Origin of the sequence: Streptomyces sp. NPDC018019 (genome assembly GCF_044327805.1) — a bacterium.
Classification (GTDB): Bacteria; Actinomycetota; Actinomycetes; order Streptomycetales; family Streptomycetaceae; genus Streptomyces.
Genome location: NZ_JBIRGD010000007.1, coordinates 248,045 through 265,317, shown reverse-complemented (window position 1 = coordinate 265,317; position 17,273 = coordinate 248,045). Strand labels below are relative to the sequence as shown.

Below are 17,273 nucleotides of genomic sequence, written 5' to 3'. Positions count from 1 at the left end.
CCGCGAAGCGGCCGGATTCCAAGGGATCCGGGCGTCGACGGCGCCCCCATATGATCAAGCTTCATGGGAGAAGTCCGTTTGAGCCCGGATGAGGACCGCACCCGCGGTCGGTGGTCACAGCGCGGTGCCGCATGCGCCGTCTGGTACCTGCGTGCCGTCACCTTCGTCAATTTCCTCAGTGCCGTGTGGGTGTCGTTCGGCAACGACATCCGCCGGCACAACGTCGATGAGTTCTTCACTCCCTATCTGCTGACCGCGGGCTTCGCGTCGGGCGTCTTCTCGCTGTTCTTCGCGGTCACCATGCGGCGCCGCAAACGCGCCGCGTGGATACTGAACCTGGTCCTCTCCGGGCTGTTCCTGCTGCTGTTCGCCTTCGCCATGGTGGCGGCGCCGGAGTTCCGCCGGCACGGGCAGAACTGGTTCTCCTTCGTGGTGACGCTGCTGTTCGTCGTCTCGCTGCTGGTGGGCCGCCGCGAGTTCTACGCCAGGGGCGACCGCTCCAACCCCAGGCTGGCGGCGGCCGTGGCGCTCGGCGGCCTGCTGGTCACCTCGCTGCTCGCGGCGCTCCTGGTCACCGTCGCCAACACCGCCGGGGACGGCCACCACTCCACGTTCGCGGACCGCTGGCGGTACGGCGCCATGCGGCTGGTCTCCATCGCCGCCGACGAGTCCCGCTTCCCCGGCATCGCCACGCCGAACTGGGTCAACGTCGTCATCAACGTCATGAGCACGGTCCTGCTGCTGCTCGTGCTGTGGGCCGCCTTCCGTTCCGTACGGAGCACCGACCCGATCACCGCCGAGGACGAGGAGCGGCTGCGCGACCTGCTGGGCCGCCAGGGCGACCGGGACTCGCTGGGCTACTTCGCGCTGCGCCGCGACAAGAGCGTCATCTGGTCCCCCACCGGCAAGGCCGCCGTCACCTACCGCGTCGTCGGCGGGGTCTCGCTCGCCTCCGCCGACCCGATCGGCGACCCGGAGGCGTGGCCCGGCGCCATCGACCTGTGGCTCGCCGAGGCCCGCGGGCACGGCTGGACGCCCGCCGTGATGGGCGCGAGCGAGGAGGGCGGCACGATCTACGCCCGGCACGGTCTGGACGCGCTGGAGCTGGGCGACGAGGCGATCGTGGACACGGAGGAGTTCACGCTGGAAGGGCGCGCGATGCGGACCGTCCGGCAGGCGTACAACCGCGTCAAGCGGGCCGGCTACACCGTCCGCATCCGCCGCCACGAGGACATTCCCGAGCCGGAGATGGACCGGCTGCTGAAGCTGGCCGACGACTGGCGCGACGGGGAGACCGAGCGCGGCTTCTCGATGGCGCTGGGCCGGCTGGGCGACCCGGCCGACGGGCGCTGCGTGATGCTCGAATGCACCGACGCGGACGGGGAGCTGCGCGCGCTGCTCAGCTTCGTGCCGTGGGGCCGCAACGGCCTGTCGCTGGACCTGATGCGCCGCGACCGGGACTCCGACAACGGGCTGATGGAGTTCATGGTCCTGGAGCTGATCCAGCGCGCGAAAGAGGTGGAGATCACTCAGGTCTCGCTGAACTTCGCGATGTTCCGCTCCGTCTTCGAACGCGGTGCGCGGCTCGGCGCGGGCCCGGTGCTGCGCCTGTGGCGCTCGCTGCTCAGCTTCTTCTCCCGGTGGTGGCAGATCGAATCGCTCTATCGCGCCAACGCGAAATACCGGCCCATCTGGGAGCCCCGGTACATGCTCTTCGAAAAGAGCACCGACCTGCTGCGCATCGGCCTCGCCAGCGCCCGTGCCGAAGGCTTCCTGGAAGCCCCCGGCCTGCCGAAGTGGCTCAACCGCACACACCTGGAGACCAAGAGATGAGCGAGCCGGTCCTGCGCCGCGCCGTGCGTGCCGAGTGGGGCCTGCTGTTCCGGACCGTGTGGTCGGGGCTGCGCACGAAGAAGCTGCGGGCGATCCCGATGACCATCGCCGCGGTCCTGCTCACCTCCGTCTTCCAGATCGTCCAGAACCAGTCCTGGGGCTATCAGTTCGTCCAGAACATCGGCTCCGTGCAGGCCGACGAGCACCTGTGGCTGGCGCTGCTGCGCACGCCGCTGTCGCTGTTCGTGCCCGCCCTGGACCTGCCGGTGTGGGGCGCGCTGGCGCAGATCCTGCTCGTCTTCGGCATCGGCGAGATCTGCCTGGGCCGGGCCCGGACGCTGCTGATCGCGTACGCGGCCACGCTGGCCGGGACGATGTACGCGCGGATCGGCATCTGGCTCGGCCCGGACCACCCCCTCGGCCTGCCGCCGACCGACGCGTTCGTGCACGACACCGGCCCCTCGGCAGCCGTGGTCGGCCTCGGGATCTTCGTGTGCTGGGTCTACCGGGCGTGGTTCACCTGCGCGCTGGTGGTGCTGTCGATGGTCTACGAGGTGGTGTTCATCAAGAACAACCTCGCGGGCCGGGAGCACATCGCGGCCGTGGTGGTCCTGCTGGTGCTGTGCGGGGTGTGGGAGGTCTGCCACCAGCGCCGCAAGCCGCGGGGCGAGCAGCGGGTCCGAGCCGGCGCCTGAATCCGGCCGGGCGGGGACGCCGGCTCTCAGGAGCTCGGCGTCCCGCCGATGACGTGGTTCACCCGGCGGCGCAGGCCGTTCCAGCGGCGGTCGTGCCGGAAGGCGCGTACCTTCGCCTTGGCGCGGGCCTTGGGGCGCCGCCGGTAGAACCGCTTCGCCCAGGGAGAGTTGGGGCGGGCCAGCCGGACGGCCCCGAACAGGGCGACGAACGGTACGAACACCCCGATCACCGCCATCCGGCCCTTGCCCTTGAAGAGGGCCACCAGGGCCAGCAGGAAGTTGAGCCCCACGGTCCGCACCACCCGGAACCGGTTGTGGAACTCGTCCGGGTCCAGCTCGTTGACCCCGAACGGCAGCGCGCCGCCGAGGATCAGCGCCACCAGCGCGAACGTGACGATCACGATCTCCACGCTCTTGGTGCCCTGCTCGCTCCAGTACACGTCGTCCAGGTGCAGGATCAGCGCGAACTCGTCCAGCACCAGCCCGACGCCCATCCCGAACAGCACCGCCGCGATCCCCGACCCGTATCCGTGACGCCCGCCGGCCAGGGCGGTGAACCCGCCGACCACCATCAGCACCACCCCCGGGACGACGTGGTGGATGTGCAGGCCCCCGGGCGCGATGTTCCGGAAGGGGCCCTTCCCGGCCCGGATCAGCCGGGTGATCACCCGGGTCACGGCGAAGGTCAGCACGAAGGAGACGAGCGCGAGCAGCAGGGGGAGCTTCCCCGGCTCGATGATGTTGCGGAACCACCAGTGACCCATGCCACGTACTCCCCATTTGTCGCGTATAGCGGCAATTTAACGCCGTACGGTGCGGGGCGGCCGGGTTAGCCTGCCGCGGTGAACGACGCCGCCACCTCCTCCGGCCCCCCGCCTTCCCCCACCCTCGGGGACGCCATGCGTTTCGCCTTCGGCACGCTGACCGTGCTGCCGGTACGGCTGCGCCGCTGGGACCGGGCGGCGGCGCGCGGCGGCATGCTGTGCGCGCCGGTGGCGGGCCTGGTGATCGGCCTGGCCGCCGCGGCCCTCGGCACCCTGCTGCTCCTCCTGGACGGCGGCCCGCTCCTCGCCGCCGTCGCCACCGCGGCCGTCCCCGCCGTCCTCACCCGCGGCCTGCACCTCGACGGACTCGCCGACACCGCCGACGGCCTGGGCAGCGGCAAGCCCGCCGAGGACGCGCTGCGCATCATGAAGCAGTCCGACATCGGCCCGTTCGGCGTCATCACGCTGCTGTTCACCCTGCTGGCGCAGGTGGCCGCCCTGACCCACCTGTACGAGCAGGGCTGGGCCCGCGGCGCCACGGCCGCCGCCCTCGCCGCCGTCACGGCCCGCTGCGCCCTCACCCTCGCCGCCCGCCCCGGTGTTCCCCCGGCCCGCCCCGAGGGCCTGGGCGCCGCGGTGGCGGGCACGGTGCCGGTGCGCCGGGCCATGGCGGCGGCGGCCACGGTCATCGCCCTGTCCGCGGCCGCCGGCGCCCTCCACGGCCCCTACGAGGCCCTCCACGCGGGCGCGGCCGCCCTCCTGGCCCTGCTGGCGGGAGAAGCGGCCCTGCGCCGCTGCCGCCACCGCTTCGGCGGCATCACCGGGGACGTCTTCGGGGCGATCGCGGAGACGACGGGGCTGGTGGCGGTGGTGGTCCTGGCGCTGGGGTGAACCACCCCGCGCCGGCGTCAGCAGGCCTGGCGCCAGGCGTCCAGATGGAGGCGCTTCTGCATGGAGCTGAGGCCCAGGCGCTTGGTGTCGCGGCAGAAGCGGGCGGCCGGGAGTTCGTATTCGACGTGGAAGACGGGCTTGCCGGCCTTGATGAACGGGGTCATGGTGGCGCACTCGTCGTACTGGGCGCACTGCTCGTTGACGGCGAAGTCGAAGTCGCCGACCAGCTGGGGGATCTGGTCGAGGTCGTTCTTGAGGCCGACGGACAGGCCCCGTTCGTGGGCCAGCTCGGCGATCATGCGATTGAAGGCGAGCTGGTGCCCGGCCGTCAGATCGAAGCCGGTGTCGTTCTTGTAGCCGTCGACGTTGTCCGGCTCGACGGCGTCGAAGCCCTTGTCCCGGCACATGTCGAAGCGCTTGGCCATCAGCGGGCGCAGTACGTCGAGACGGCGGATGTCGAGCCAGCGCTCGCCCTCCCAGCCGTTCTCCTCGCCGATGACGTTCTTGGGGAAGCTGCGCGCGTCCGGGCGGAAGTCCTCGTGGGCGCCGACGCTGACGTAGCAGATGACCTTGCGGCCGCGCTCGTGGAGATCGGCGACCGTGGCCGCGTTGTGGTTGAAGCCGTCGATGTCGTAGACGGGCGCGTCGACGGACAGGTCGAGCTTTCCGGTCAGCTGCCACTGCCAGGCGACACCGGGCTCGGGGTGCCAGATGGGCTTGGGCGAACTTCCGGGGCTGCCCGGAGTGCTCGGCGTGCCGGAACCGCTCGGCCCGCCGGTGCCGGTGCTCGGGCCGTGGCCGGGCTTGCCGCCCGGACCGTCCGGCGCCTGGGAACAGGCGGTGGTGACGAGCAGCAACGAGCCGAGGAGAAGCAGCAGTTTCTTGCGCAGCAGATTCTTGTGCGGTTTCCCGCGGAAGCGCAGGGACGTCATCGGGGTGTCTCCAGGAAGGGGGGAAGGGCGTCCCAGGGGTGCGGCGCGGTGCCGGGGACGGCGCAGTGCACGGCGGCCCCGCGCTGCCGTGCCAGCTCGGCGGCGGCCTCCGCGCAGCTCTCGGGGAGGCCGTGGATGAGATGGCAGAACCGTTCGGGCGGGTGGTGGGCCGTCCACTCCGGGACCTCGGCGCTCTCGTACACCGCCCAGCTGTTCTCGAACGTGACCAGGAGGTCGGCGAAGTCGAGGTAGCGGGGGTGCGGGTGGAGGCCGTGGTTGAGCACGACGGTGCCGGCGCCGGCGGCGCGCGCCGCGACCGTCAGACGGCCGTAGTGCGCAAGGAACCCGGCGTCGGCCGCGGCCTGGTCGAAGAAGGCCCCGTCGGCCCCGTACCAGTCGCGGTGCCGCATCAGGTCCTGGACGACGGCCGCGTGCGGGCGCCGTCCGTAGTCGGTGTCGGTGTAGCCGAGGAGGCGTACGCCCGCCGCCCGTAACCGCCCGGCGACCTCGGCGAAGTCCGGGTCGGGGGCGGTACCGGGACCGCTGGCCGGGTTGAGCACCACGCCGTAGAGGTCGGGCGCCGCCGCGATCAGCCGCCGCCAGGCGTCCGGGCGTTCCGCCGGGTGCTCGTAGAGCGGGACCAGCAGTTGACGGGAGGGCGGACGGGGCTGCCCCGCGGACGGCCGGGTCATGGTTCGGTGGCTCCTGTCGCATATGGGACGAGATGCTGAGGATACGAGCACGTGCGACGGCACGTGGCCCCGGTACCGGTTACCGGCCGGTTCGGCCAAGAGGCGGGGACGGAGACGCATTTGAGGGCGTGAGGGCGGCGGCCGTCGGCCGGCCGCCGCCCGCTCAGCGATGCGCGGTGGCGCGCCCCAGGAGGGCGGACACGAGCGCGCCCAGGACGAGTGCGGCCACGCCGCAGACCGTCAGCTGGGCGACGGCCGGCGGCAGCGGGCCGGTCAGCAGGGCGATCGTCTGGGCGACCGCGGCCAGACCGCACACCACCGCCGCCACCGGCACCGCCCCGAACGCCTGGAGGAGCAGCGCGGTCCACAGCACCGTCCCCAGGCACAGCAGCCCCAGCGCGTGCGGCCAGTCCATCGGCGGCCCCTGCCGCCACACCAGGCTCCCGACGCCGCCGAGCAGCGCGAGCACCGCCAGGTAGCAGGCCAGGCAGCGGGCCAGCGCGCCGGAGACGGCGCGCCGGAAACCGGCGGGGGTGGTGCTGGAGCGCAGCCCGGCCACGGCCCGGCTGCGGAAGCGGTACAGCAGCCACTCGGCCGGCCCCATGCTGAGCGTCAGGGCCACCGCCGCGGGCGCCGCGACCTCGGCGTGGGCCCCGTACCGCAGCACGTCGCCGAGCGCCGTGTGCAGCACCAGCACGCCGATGGCCAGGCCGAAGAGCCCGTACGGCACGGAGGCCACCGCACGGGGCGCCGGCCCGTCGTGCCGGGGCTCGCGCCGGCAGCGCAGGACGGTGACGGCGGCCAGCACCAGGGCCGCGCCGAGCGATACGACGAGCAGCCCTTCCCGTACGGCGTCCGGCGGTACGTACACCGCCATCAGCGCGGCACCGAGCCCGACCGGGGCCAGCGCGCACAGCAGCCACCGCTCCCGGCCGAAGACGAGCAGCGCGGTGGCCGCGCCGAGGTAGGCCGCCTGGCCCGCGGCGAAGACCACCGCGCCGGGGGCGTCCGCGTCGGCGGTGCCGACCACCCAGGCGACGGCGGCCCCGGCCAGCGCGCCGAGCGGCGCGCCGACGGCCAGGGCGCGGGCGGCGGGCCACCGTTCGCCCAGGCCCAGCCAGGAGTACGCGCGGTGCGCCAGCGCCTGGTTCCAGACCCAGCCGGTCAGGGCGCCCGCCAGCAGCGGGAGGGTGCCCGCGGGCAGCCCGCGGGCGTCCGGCGGCCCGGACAGCAGGTGCGAGCCGACGACGTAGGCCAGGCCCGGCAGGGCGAAGACCAGGGCGCGCAGCAGGCAGCCGAGCAGGCTGACCCGCCAGGGGTCGGTGACCGTGCGGTCCGGTTCGGGGTAGCTGCGCGGCACCCGCTCCCACAGGTCCTCGGCGAGGGCGAAGGAGTTCTCGCGCCCGTAGGCGAGCTTGATCTGGTCGTCGCTCATGCCGTCGGACTCGATGATGGCGGCGATCTCGTCGGGGTGGACGGCGGCGGCGATCAGATGCTCCATCCGCCCGGCGAGTTCGTCGACCGGGTCGGGGGCGGCCCAGCGCGGGCGCTGCGGGCGCGGCACGTCCGGCAGGTCGTCCGTACGGTCCTTGCCCTCCCCGGGGACCAGCCACAGGGAACCGCTCACCAGCCGCCCCCGTCCGCGGCGAGCGGGGTGCGCCACGGGCCGCGCAGCTGGAGGGTCCACTCCTCCTGCGGCTCCTCGGCGGGCTGCCCGGCACCGTCGAGTTCGCGGTAGATGGTGCGGAAGCCGTCGACCGAGCGGCGCAGCGTGAACTGGTCGATGACGCGCTGGCGCGCCCGGCTGCCGAGTTCGGCGCGCTTCTCCCAGCCGCCCTTGAGCAGTTCCAGGGTGGCCTCGGCCATCGCCTCGGGTTCCCGCGGCGGTACCACGCGCCCGGTGTCGCCGACCGCCTCGCGCACCCCGCCGACGTCGGTCGAGACGGTGGACCGGCCGCAGGACATGGCCTCGATCAGGCTGAAGGGGAAGCCTTCGGAGATGCTGGAGAGCATCACGATGCTGCCGGCGGCGTAGGCGCGGGCCACGTCGTCGATGCGCCCCTCCCAGCTGATCCCGTCGGTCACGCCGAGCGAGGCGGCCAGCTTCTCGCAGCGGGTCTTGTACGCCTCGCCGCCGGCCGGCACCCCGCCGAACAGGCGCAGCCGCAGGTCGGGGACCTCGGCGCGGCACAGCGCGTAGGCGCGGATGAGGGTTTCCAGGTCCTTGATCGGGTCGATGCGCCCGGCCCAGCTCAGCGTCGGCGCGTCCGGTTCCTGCTCGGCGTGCGGGAAGAGCTGCACATCGACGCCGTTGTAGACGGTGCGGATCTTCTCGGGCGGGGTGCCGCCGCGCTCCTCCCAGCGCTTGTTGTACTTGTTGCACGGCGTTATCAGGTCGGCGGCCCGGTAGCTCTCGATCGTCAGCTGCCGGTAGAAGCCGAGCATCAGGGCCTTGACGGGCCAGCGCTGGGCTTCGCGGCGGTAGCCGAGGTAGCGCTCGCGCAGGTATATGCCGTGCTCGGTGAGCAGGAACGGTACGCCGTCGAACTGCTTGGCGGCGAGCGCCGGCAGGCAGGCCAGGCCGTTGCTCACCGCGTGCGCGACGCTGTCCTCCGGTACCCGTACCGCGAGCGGGCGCAGCGCGTGTTCCAGCAGGTCGGTGGCGGTCAGCGCGTCATGGACGGTGGGCTCGGCGGCGCGCGTGGCGACGTGCGGCAGGGACCAGATCCACATCAGGGAACGCAGCGCGGACTCGGTGCGCAGCGCGGCGCTGAGCCGCCCCTCGCGGGCCAGCGCGGCGAGGGCGTACAGCTCGGTGCCGAAGTCGGTGCAGGACTGCGGGTCGAGCATGGAGAGCAGGAAGCGCTCGTAGGTGTCGATGAAGCGGCGGCGCTCGCGCCCCCGGAACAGCCCGGCGGTGCGCCGGCCCGGCGGCGGGCCCCACATCGGTACGGAGGAGTGCGCGTAGACGTTGGCGGGCAGGTCCCAGGTCACCGGTTCTCGGCCGCTGCCGGTGAGCGCGATGACGTTGAAGCGGACTTCCGGCATGCCCCGTACGAGCTGGTCGCACCAGGTGGAGACACCACCGTGGACGTGCGGGTAGGTGCCCTCGGTGAGCATCGTGACGTGCCCGCCGGGCCGTGGCGCGCCGTCCGTCCGCGGACTTCGGCTGCCGACCTCGTACAGGGTTGCTTTCATGGCGGATTCCCCCCGGGAACTTAGGTGCTGGGCAAAGCGGTGTGGGGTGCTGGGCAAAGCGGTGTGGGGCGCGCGGGCGCGGGTGCTGCGGGCACCGTGCGGGCGCGTTGACCGGGCCGGCGGCCGTGCCGGCCTGGTGCGGCGTGCGCGTGCGGAGTGCGGGGACGTGCGCGGGCACGGTGGTGCGGCGGGCCGGTGCCGGGGTGCGGGCACGCCCGCGGGACACCGGTGCGGACGCGTCCGTACCTGCGCGTCCGCACCGGTGTCCGGGTGCGCCCTGCTGCACCGGTGCGTCGGTGCGGGCGCGGTGAACGGTGAAGAGTGCGGGTGGAGCGGCGTGCGGTGGTGCGGGTACGGCCGGGCGCGTGCGGGGCGGGTGCCCGCGCGTGGCCGTGGTGCGCCGTCATCGGGATGGTGCGTGCATGCGGTCGGGCAGGGGTCGGCTGGGGACGTCGGTCGCGGCGGTGGCGGGACGCGGCGGGCACCGGCCGCCCGGTCCCGGCCCGCCGGGCCGGGACAGCGGGCCGGCGACGCCGGGGACGCGTCAGGCGGTCGTCGGGAGCTTGAGCGTGATGGCCGCTCCGGGCGACTGCGCTGTGGCCCACTCCGATACCCGTCCGGCATAGCGAGTGCCGAATTCCGCGGTTCCGTCCGAGAGTTGTGTTCTGGTTCCGACGGGCATCGTAGCCGCAGCGGCCACCCCGGCCGGCGACGTGACGGTGACGGTGTCGCCAATTCTGTACGCCGTCACCGTCCCGGCGTCCAGGGCCCGCTGCCAGGCCGCACGCTGCTGCATCTCGCGTCCGATGTCCCGGTGGCGCTGGTTGACCACGGGTGTGTCGGCGGCGAAGAATCCGCGATAGTCGGCCAGAACTTTGTCCAGAACCGGGTAGGCGATCCGGTCCTCGGCGAGGTTCGACTGGTGGATGTAGTGCGGGCGCGGGTCGTTGGCCAGAGCATGCCCGAGAGCGGTGCGCGCCTCCTGCGGGACGATGTACGAGGCGTAGCCGGTGGAGGTCGGCAAGGGCGCGGGCAGACAGGTCGAGTGGGGGTCGGTCTCGCAGATCCCGCTGCCGCCGTCGGCCTTGCTCGTGTAGATCCAGTTGTACTCGTCGGTCTGCTCGGCCGCCGTGCCCGCGTTGTAGAACACGTTCATCGGGTAGCGCGGCACGGTCAGCGCCGGGCCCGCCTGCCGCTGCGCGGCTTCCCGCGAGTTGTCGCCGGCCAGCCACTTGACGCCGGTGGCGGTGAGCGCCGGCGCGAGGTTGGGGTTGTCCTGCGGCTGCTGCGGCAGGGTCTTCAGGCCGGAGTGCTCGCCGGTGACCAGCTCCGCGGGGTCCAGGTCCAGGCCCTTGGCCACGCCCCAGGCGTGGTTCTTCTCGATCTCCGCGGTGATCTCGCTGCGGCTCACCCACCGGGTGCTGCCGAACAGGTCCTTGGCGCAGCGCCACGGCACGACCGAGGTGTCCTGGACGCAGCCCAGGAAGGGGTGGGTGTAGGTGTGGTTGACCCAGCGGTAGGCGGCCTTGTCGGCCAGCAGACGGTCGGCCAGCGCGTCCACGCCGCCGTGCTCCGCCTTCCACTCCTCGCCGGAGCCCGCGTTGTAGACCATGTCGAGCCGGTAGCCGCGGTCGCGCTGCCACTGGGCGGCGTACGCGGCGTCCGCCTCGGTCATCCGGATCTGCGCGGTGTCCGGCACGCCCGGCGGGCAGTCGAAGTCCCCGGGGGTGCAGTTGTTCTCGGTGTCCCAGCGGGAGTCCGGCGCGAAGACGTCGTCGACCTGTACGGAGAAGTAGTTGCGGCTCTGGCCCAGGTGGACGCCCTGCGTCAGCCAGTCCACGATGCCCCGGGCGAGCAGCCGGAACTGCTGCTGGTATCGATTCTGCGCGAAGGTGACGACCAGCTCGCGACGGCCGTCGTGGGCGTACTCGCCGACCAGCGAGCCGCGCGCGGAGCCGCCCGGCACCGCCGCGTCCAGGTACGTCGTGAACGTCGCGCCCGCGGGCGGGTCCGCGACCGGCTGGGCTATGTAGCCGTATGCCTCGGAGACCTTCGGGTCGGCGTCCTCGAAGGGCACCGCGCCCTTGAGGTAGCCGAAGGGCCCGGCCTTGCCCGCGTCGGTGGTGCGGCCGGCGAACCCGTCCAGCACCCCGGCGTATCCGCCCTCGTCGGGCGTGCGCAGGCCGACGTCCGGCCGCGCGTAGGTGTACGCGTCCACCTGCGGGATCTTGTAGGTGGTCTCGTACGCCTTCAGGGCCGCCAGCTCCGGGGAGGACGCCGTGCCGAAGGGGTTGTCGTTCGGCAGCACCACACCCTGGAACTTGGCGCGCGGCCGGCCGTCCACGGTGTCGCTCAGGAACGCCTGGTCGATCACCGGGCGGCCGGGGCTCGTCAGGTCGACGGTCGTGTACGGGACACCCTGGCCGCGCAGTTCCCCGACGATGGCGTCGGTGCTGTCGCCGCCGTCGGTGACCACGAGCACCCGCAGGTCGATGCGCGGCTCGGCGGCCGGGGCCGCCTGCGCGGGGGGCGCGCTCACCACCGCCAGGGGGAGCGCCGTGACGAACGCCGTGGCGAGCGCCGTGAGGATCCTGCCCGGTCTGGCCGGCGTCTTGTCATTGCTGCCCATGGGCGCAACCCCTTCCCCACGGAAGTCCCCCTGCTTCCGGAAGCGCACCGGGCAGGCTCGTGGACATCATGCGAAGGTTCACGCCCCCTTATCCCACAGTCACCACGACTGTGACGCACGTCTCATTCGACGCACAGGTGTTGACGCGGAGCCCGGCACTCCGGTTCGCCGCCTTTGCGCGCGCTACCGGCAACTCCCCCGGCCTCGGACGGCGTTGCGGCCCCTGGTGCGGGTGATGAAGTGGTGACAGGACGGGCCGATACGGCATCAAGCGGTTACGGGCGGCGGAGCCGAGCGTAGGCTCAGCCGCAGCAGCGCCCTGGGCGCGAACGGATTCCCGGACGGAACAGGACCTTCATCACCGTGACTGCACTGACCCTCAGCACATCCTCCGCCGCGACGCTGCGTGCGGACGCCGTCGTCGTCGGCGTGGCCAAGACCGCCAAGGGCGCCGTCGTGGCCCCCGGCGCCGAGGCCGTGGACAAGGCGTTCGACGGCAGGCTCGCCGCCGTACTGGAGACCCTCGGTGCGAGCGGCGCCGAGGGCGAGGTCACCAAGCTGCCCGCCGCCTCCGGCCTGAAGGCCGCGGTCGTGCTGGCGGTCGGTCTGGGCGACGCGCCGGCCGAGGACGAGGAGTACGACGCCGAGGCGCTGCGCCGCGCCGCGGGCTCCGCCGCCCGCGCCCTGGCCGGCACCAAGAAGGCCGGCTTCGCGCTGCCCGCGGCGGACGCCTGGGCCGTCGCGGCGGTCGCCGAGGGCGCGCTGCTCGGCGCGTACGCCTTCACCGCGTACCGCGGCAACGGCGGCGACGCGAAGGCCGCCCGCGCCAAGAAGGCCGACGGCAGGTCCGCGCCGCTGGCCGAGGTGGCGATCCTCGGCGGCAAGCCGCGTGACAAGGAGCACAAGGCCGCCGTCGAGCGCGCCCAGACGCTGGCTGCCGAGGTCAACCGCGCCCGCGACCTGATCAACACCCCGTCCAACGACCTCACCCCGAAGTCCTTCGCCGCGCAGGCCCAGGCCGCCGCGAAGGAGTTCGGCCTCAAGGCCGAGGTGCTGGACGAGAAGGCCCTGAAGAAGGGCGGCTACGGCGGCCTGATGGGCGTCGGCCAGGGCTCGGAGAACCCGCCGCGGCTGGTGCGGATCGCCTACACCCACCCGAAGGCCGAGAAGACCCTGGCGCTGATCGGCAAGGGCATCACCTACGACTCGGGCGGCATCTCCCTGAAGCCGGCCGGCCACAACGAGACCATGAAGTGCGACATGAGCGGCGCCGCCGCGGTGTTCGCCGCGGTCGTGGCCGCCGCCCGGCTGGGCCTGCGGGTCAACGTCACCGGCTGGCTGGCGCTCGCCGAGAACATGCCGTCCGGCGCCGCGCTGCGCCCCGGCGACGTGCTGACCATGTACAGCGGCAAGACCGTCGAGGTGCTGAACACCGACGCCGAGGGCCGGCTCGTCATGGCCGACGCGCTGACCCGCGCCTCGGAGGAGCGGCCGGACGCGATCGTGGACGTCGCCACGCTGACCGGCGCCATGGTCCTGGCGCTGGGCAACCGCACCTTCGGGATCGTGGCCAACGACGACGCCTTCCGGGCGAGCATCCACGAGATCGCGGAGGAGGCCGGCGAGCCGTCCTGGCCGATGCCGATGCCGTCCGAGCTGCGCAAGACCCTGGACTCCCCCATCGCGGACCTGAAGAACATCGGCGAGCGGGCCGGCGGCGGCCTGCTGGCCGGTGTGTTCCTCCAGGAGTTCGTGGGCGAGGGCATCCCGTGGGCGCACCTGGACATCGCCGGTCCGGCCTTCCACGAGGGCGCGCCGTTCGGCTACACCCCCAAGGGCGGCACCGGCTCCGCGGTCCGCACCCTGGTGCGGCTGGCCGAGCGCACCGCCGACGGCGACCTCGGCTGACGCTTTACGGGTTGCTCCTGTTTTGTCCGTACGGCTCCGGGCCCGGCGCCCGGGGCCGTACGCGCGTGTTCGCCCTCGACGAAATCCGCACGCCCGTACGCCGGAGTAATCCCGAGCGCAACCCCCGGGAACGGCCGTCGTGCCGTCCCCCAGCCCGGCCCGCCGTCCCGCCCGCCTTCAACAAGTGCGAAGATGGGTTCTTGGCAGGACAGGGCCCCCCTTACCCAGGGCCGATCCAAGAAGCGGCCGATCAACAGCCGCCGCCCGGTCACCGACGACCGGCTCCGGCGTACCCATGCATGGAGGACGTGACGTGGCGAACGACGCCAGCACCGTTTTCGACCTAGTGATCCTCGGAGGCGGTAGCGGCGGTTACGCCGCTGCCCTGCGCGGGGCGCAGCTGGGCCTGGACGTCGCCCTGATCGAGAAGAACAAGCTCGGCGGCACCTGCCTGCACAACGGCTGCATCCCCACCAAGGCCCTGCTGCACGCCGGCGAGATCGCGGACCAGGCTCGCGAGGCCGCCCAGTTCGGCGTCAAGGCCACCCTTGAGGGCATCGACATCGAGGGCGTGCACAAGTACAAGGACGAGGTCATCTCGGGCCTGTACAAGGGCCTGCAGGGCCTGGTCGCCTCGCGCAAGGTCACCTATATCGAGGGCGAGGGCCGGCTGTCCTCCCCCACCTCCGTCGATGTGAACGGCCAGCGTGTCCAGGGCCGCCACATCCTGCTGGCGACCGGCTCCGTGCCGAAGTCCCTGCCGGGCCTGAACATCGACGGCGACCGCATCATCTCCTCGGACCACGCGCTGAAGCTGGACCGCGTGCCGAAGTCCGCGATCGTGCTGGGCGGCGGCGTCATCGGCGTCGAGTTCGCCTCCGCGTGGAAGTCCTTCGGCACCGACGTGACCATCGTCGAGGGCCTCAAGCACCTCGTCCCGGTCGAGGACGAGAACAGCTCCAAGCTGCTGGAGCGGGCCTTCCGCAAGCGCGGCATCAAGTTCAACCTCGGCACCTTCTTCGACAAGGCCGAGTACACCCAGGACGGCGTCAAGGTCACGCTGGCCGACGGCAAGACCTTCGAGGCCGAGGTGCTGCTGGTCGCCATCGGCCGCGGCCCGGTCTCCCAGGGCCTGGGCTACGAGGAGGCCGGGGTCGCCATGGACCGCGGCTACGTCCTGGTCGACGAGTACATGCAGACCAACGTGCCGACGATCTCGGCCGTCGGTGACCTCGTCCCCACCCTCCAGCTCGCGCACGTCGGCTTCGCCGAGGGCATCCTGGTGGCGGAGCGGCTGGCCGGTCTGAAGACCGTGCCGATCGACTACGACGGCGTGCCGCGCGTGACGTACTGCCACCCCGAGGTCGCTTCGGTGGGCATCACCGAGGCCAAGGCCAAGGAGCTGTACGGTGCCGACAAGGTCGTCGCCCTGAAGTACAACCTGGCGGGCAACGGCAAGAGCAAGATCCTCAAGACCGCGGGCGAGATCAAGCTCGTCCAGGTCAAGGACGGTGCCGTGGTCGGCGTCCACATGGTCGGTGACCGCATGGGCGAGCAGGTCGGCGAGGCCCAGCTGGTCTACAACTGGGAGGCCCTGCCGGCCGAGGTTGCGCAGCTCATCCACGCGCACCCGACGCAGAACGAGGCGCTCGGCGAGGCCCACCTGGCCCTGGCCGGCAAGCCTCTGCACTCCCACGACTGATCCCGGTCCGGGCGCGACCACATACCGTACTTTTCGTAAGGAGCAAGAGAAACCATGGCGGTTTCCGTAACCCTTCCGGCGCTCGGCGAGAGCGTCACCGAGGGCACCGTCACCCGCTGGCTCAAGGCCGAGGGTGAGCGCGTAGAGGCCGACGAGCCCCTGCTGGAGGTGTCGACCGACAAGGTCGACACCGAGATCCCCGCCCCCGCCGCCGGCGTGCTGGCCTCCATCAAGGTGGCCGAGGACGAGACCGTCGAGGTCGGCGCCGAGCTGGCGATCATCGACGACGGCAGCGGCGCGCCCGCGGCCGAGTCCGCCCCTGCGCAGGCCGAGGCCCCGGCCCAGCCGGAGCCCGCCGCGGCTCCGGCTCAGGAAGCTCCGCAGCAGGAGGCCCCGGCTCAGGCCGCAGCCCCCGCCGGCGGCGCCCAGGGCTCCGGTGCAAGCACCGGCTCCACCGGAGCCTCCGGCACGGATGTTCTCCTCCCCGCGCTCGGCGAGAGCGTGACCGAGGGCACCGTCACCCGCTGGCTCAAGGAGGTCGGCGAGGAGGTGGCCGAGGACGAGCCGCTGCTGGAGGTCTCCACCGACAAGGTCGACACCGAGATCCCCGCCCCCACCGCCGGCACCCTGCTGGAGATCCTGGTGGGTGAGGACGAGACCGCCGAGGTCGGCGCCAAGCTGGCCGTCATCGGCCAGAAGGGTGCTGCTCCGGCGCAGGCCGAGGCTCCGGCCGCCCCTGCTCCGGCCCCCGCCCAGGAGGCCCCGAAGCAGGAAGCCCCCAAGCAGGAGGCTCCCGCCCCGCAGGCCCCGTCGGCGCCCGCACCGCAGCAGGTCACCACCCCCGCCCCGGACCCGGCCCCGGCCGCTCCGGCCCCCGCGCCGGCTCCGGCCGCCGCACCGGTCACCCCGGCCCCGGCCGCGGGTGAGGCGGACGCCGCGTACGTCACCCCCCTGGTCCGCAAGCTGGCCCAGGAGAGCGGCGTCAACCTGGCCACGGTCAAGGGCACCGGCGTCGGTGGCCGCATCCGCAAGCAGGACGTCATCGCCGCCGCCGAGGCCGCCAAGCAGGCCGCCCCGGCCGCTGCCGCCGCTCCGGCCGCCGCGTCGAAGGCCCCGGCCATCGAGGCGTCGCCGCTGCGCGGCCAGACCGTCAAGATGCCGCGGATGCGCAAGGTCATCGGCGACAACATGATGAAGGCCCTGCACGGCCAGGCGCAGCTGACCTCCGTGGTCGAGGTGGACATCACCAAGATCATGCGGATGCGCAACAAGGCCAAGGACGCGTTCGCGCAGCGTGAGGGCGTCAAGCTCTCCCCGATGCCGTTCTTCGTCAAGGCCGCGGTCCAGGCGCTGAAGGCCCACCCGGTCGTCAACGCCCGGATCAACGAGGACGAGGGCACGATCACCTACTTCGACACCGAGAACGTCGGTATCGCGGTGGACGCGGAGAAGGGCCTGATGACCCCGGTCATCAAGGGTGCGGGCGACCTGAACATCGCCGGCATCGCCCGGAAGACCGCGGAGCTGGCCGGCAAGGTCCGCACCAACAAGATCAGCCCGGACGACATGTCGGGCGCGACCTTCACGATCAGCAACACCGGCTCGCGCGGTGCGCTGTTCGACACGGTCATCGTGCCGCCGAACCAGGTCGGCATCCTGGGCATCGGCGCCACCGTCAAGCGCCCGGTGGTCGTGGACCACCCGGAGCTGGGCGAGACCATCGCCGTGCGCCACATGACCTACCTGGCGCTCTCCTACGACCACCGCCTGGTGGACGGTGCCGACGCGGCCCGTTACCTGACGACGGTCAAGCAGATCCTGGAGGCCGGCGAGTTCGAGACCGAGATCGGTCTCTGAGCACGGCGGCCACCGCATAGGTGAGCAGGGTCGGCCCCGGTCCGTACGAGTTCGTACGGACCGGGGCCGACCCGTTTTCGTTGCACGGATAATGGCCGTCCTGCGGTGGCCCTCCGTACCGCCCCCGGTGCGGGCCCCGGCCGCCGTCCGCCGCCCGCTCTGAAGGAGCACG

Annotated in this window: 12 protein-coding genes; 6 read left to right on the top strand and 6 right to left on the bottom strand. The window is 72.5% G+C overall.

Annotation, left to right across the window (positions count from 1 at the left end; all coding sequences use genetic code 11):
- The first annotated feature begins 63 nt into the window (after nt 1-63).
- Nucleotides 64-1,833, top strand: a complete 1,770-nt coding sequence (locus ACH4FX_RS15030) for a phosphatidylglycerol lysyltransferase domain-containing protein (protein WP_398478856.1) — start codon at nt 64-66, stop codon at nt 1,831-1,833.
- Nucleotides 1,830-2,528 (top strand): hypothetical protein, encoded by a 699-nt coding sequence (locus ACH4FX_RS15025; RefSeq protein ID WP_398478854.1) that lies wholly within the window; start codon nt 1,830-1,832, stop codon nt 2,526-2,528. The genes ACH4FX_RS15030 and ACH4FX_RS15025 overlap by 4 nt, the downstream gene beginning before the upstream one ends.
- Before the next feature lie 26 nt (nt 2,529-2,554).
- Here ACH4FX_RS15025 and ACH4FX_RS15020 read toward each other — a convergent pair whose 3' ends face one another.
- Nucleotides 2,555-3,292 carry a hypothetical protein gene (locus tag ACH4FX_RS15020; RefSeq protein ID WP_398478852.1) on the bottom strand — a complete coding sequence of 246 codons (738 nt, stop codon included), beginning with the start codon at nt 3,290-3,292 and terminating at the stop codon, nt 2,555-2,557.
- A 135-nt stretch (nt 3,293-3,427) separates the two neighbouring features.
- Between ACH4FX_RS15020 and ACH4FX_RS15015 the strand changes: the two genes are divergently transcribed.
- A complete protein-coding gene (locus tag ACH4FX_RS15015) occupies nt 3,428-4,183 on the top strand; it encodes an adenosylcobinamide-GDP ribazoletransferase (RefSeq protein WP_398479013.1) in 756 nt (251 codons plus the stop codon).
- A gap of 17 nt (nt 4,184-4,200) precedes the next feature.
- Here ACH4FX_RS15015 and ACH4FX_RS15010 read toward each other — a convergent pair whose 3' ends face one another.
- From ACH4FX_RS15010 to ACH4FX_RS14990, 5 genes are all read right to left on the bottom strand, one after another.
- On the bottom strand, nt 4,201-5,115 hold the full coding sequence (locus ACH4FX_RS15010) for an endo alpha-1,4 polygalactosaminidase (RefSeq protein WP_398478850.1): 915 nt from the start codon (nt 5,113-5,115) through the stop codon (nt 4,201-4,203).
- Complete coding sequence (locus ACH4FX_RS15005; protein WP_398478848.1) at nt 5,112-5,807, bottom strand: spherulation-specific family 4 protein; 696 nt, start codon at nt 5,805-5,807, stop codon at nt 5,112-5,114. Before ACH4FX_RS15005 ends, ACH4FX_RS15010 begins: the two co-directional genes overlap by 4 nt.
- A 163-nt stretch (nt 5,808-5,970) precedes the next feature.
- A complete protein-coding gene (locus tag ACH4FX_RS15000) occupies nt 5,971-7,434 on the bottom strand; it encodes a hypothetical protein (RefSeq protein ID WP_398478846.1) in 1,464 nt (487 codons plus the stop codon).
- Nucleotides 7,431-9,005 (bottom strand): GT4 family glycosyltransferase PelF, encoded by a 1,575-nt coding sequence (pelF, locus tag ACH4FX_RS14995; protein WP_398478844.1) that lies wholly within the window; start codon nt 9,003-9,005, stop codon nt 7,431-7,433. The genes ACH4FX_RS15000 and pelF overlap by 4 nt, the downstream gene beginning before the upstream one ends.
- Before the next feature lie 544 nt (nt 9,006-9,549).
- Nucleotides 9,550-11,634, bottom strand: a complete 2,085-nt coding sequence (locus ACH4FX_RS14990) for a hypothetical protein (RefSeq protein ID WP_398478842.1) — start codon at nt 11,632-11,634, stop codon at nt 9,550-9,552.
- A gap of 363 nt (nt 11,635-11,997) precedes the next feature.
- On the opposite strand from ACH4FX_RS14990, the gene ACH4FX_RS14985 reads away from it, so the two are divergent.
- From ACH4FX_RS14985 to sucB, 3 genes are all read left to right on the top strand, one after another.
- Complete coding sequence (locus ACH4FX_RS14985) at nt 11,998-13,542, top strand: leucyl aminopeptidase (protein ID WP_398478840.1); 1,545 nt, start codon at nt 11,998-12,000, stop codon at nt 13,540-13,542.
- A gap of 313 nt (nt 13,543-13,855) precedes the next feature.
- Nucleotides 13,856-15,244 carry a dihydrolipoyl dehydrogenase gene (gene lpdA / locus ACH4FX_RS14980; RefSeq protein ID WP_398478838.1) on the top strand — a complete coding sequence of 463 codons (1,389 nt, stop codon included), beginning with the start codon at nt 13,856-13,858 and terminating at the stop codon, nt 15,242-15,244.
- Between the two features lie 54 nt (nt 15,245-15,298).
- On the top strand, nt 15,299-17,101 hold the full coding sequence (gene sucB / locus ACH4FX_RS14975) for a 2-oxoglutarate dehydrogenase, E2 component, dihydrolipoamide succinyltransferase (protein ID WP_398478836.1): 1,803 nt from the start codon (nt 15,299-15,301) through the stop codon (nt 17,099-17,101).
- The last annotated feature ends 172 nt before the right edge of the window (nt 17,102-17,273 follow it).